This is a genomic window from Paenibacillus sp. 3LSP (genome assembly GCF_032465655.1).
Taxonomy (GTDB): domain Bacteria; phylum Bacillota; class Bacilli; order Paenibacillales; family Paenibacillaceae; genus Fontibacillus; species Fontibacillus barengoltzii.
The window spans coordinates 1-869 of the sequence record NZ_JAWDJI010000139.1 but is presented as its reverse complement, the minus strand read 5'-3'; the positions used below and the strand labels follow the sequence as shown (position 1 = coordinate 869).

Here is an 869-nt window from a genome sequence, read left to right as displayed (position 1 = left end):
GGTCGCTGCGTCCTTCATCGTCCAAAGGCGTTAGGAGGCTGCTGGCTGCTCCACGGTTCGAGCAACCGCCCATATGAACCCAATCAATTCCCGGGCCACCGCACCGACGGCCACATTCTTGTGCTTGTTCTTTCCAAACACAAGATGACGGTATTTGTAATGCAATCTTTCTTGCGCCTTCCAGGACAACAGCTGTACGTCGGCGGGCATACCATCTAATCGCTTGGCGAGATCCCCTTTTACGGCAGGACGGTGACGGTAACTCCAAGCGGACTCCACCAAAGTCCGTCGCAAGCGGCCATTTCCGGCTTTGGTCATGCTGCCGCGTCGAGTACTTAGGCCCGTGGAATACTCACGAGGGACCAGTCCCAAGTACGCCATCAGTTGGGCCGGGGAGCGAAAACGCGCAAAGGTTCCAATTTCAGCCGCAAGGGTGATGGCTGTGAGCAATCCAATCCCTCGTAAGGACTGAAGAACTTGGATCAGAGAAGCCTTGGAACCGGTCGCAGCTTGCTCAACGAGTGCTTTTTCTAGGCGTCCCATGCGCTGCTCGATCTCATCCAAAGCATGAAGCATCTCATCGAAGGCCACCTGCATGGGCTCGTACGGGAATACCAGTTGCCCCAGCCAGACGCGATACTTCTTCGTCCAGCGACGCTTTATGGTGGCGGGTGGTTCAATCTGGTGACGAAGCAGGAATTTCAAGATCCGCTGACGAGCCCGGTGGGCATCTTCCTTGGCAGCTTCACGGGCGCGAACCAATTCTCGTAGAGCCTCATCTTCTCGCTCGGGCACGTAAACGGGAGTGAGTTCTCCTGCACGATACAAACGCGCGAGTTGCTCGGCATCCCGTCGATCTGTTTTCACTT

General features: G+C 56.0%; 1 protein-coding gene. It reads right to left on the bottom strand.

The genetic code is table 11. The annotated features are described in order from the left end of the window. Positions 1–30: 30 nt before the first annotated feature. On the bottom strand, positions 31–869 hold an 839-nt coding region (locus tag RW092_RS11235; protein WP_316010233.1), incomplete at its 5' end, for an IS110 family RNA-guided transposase.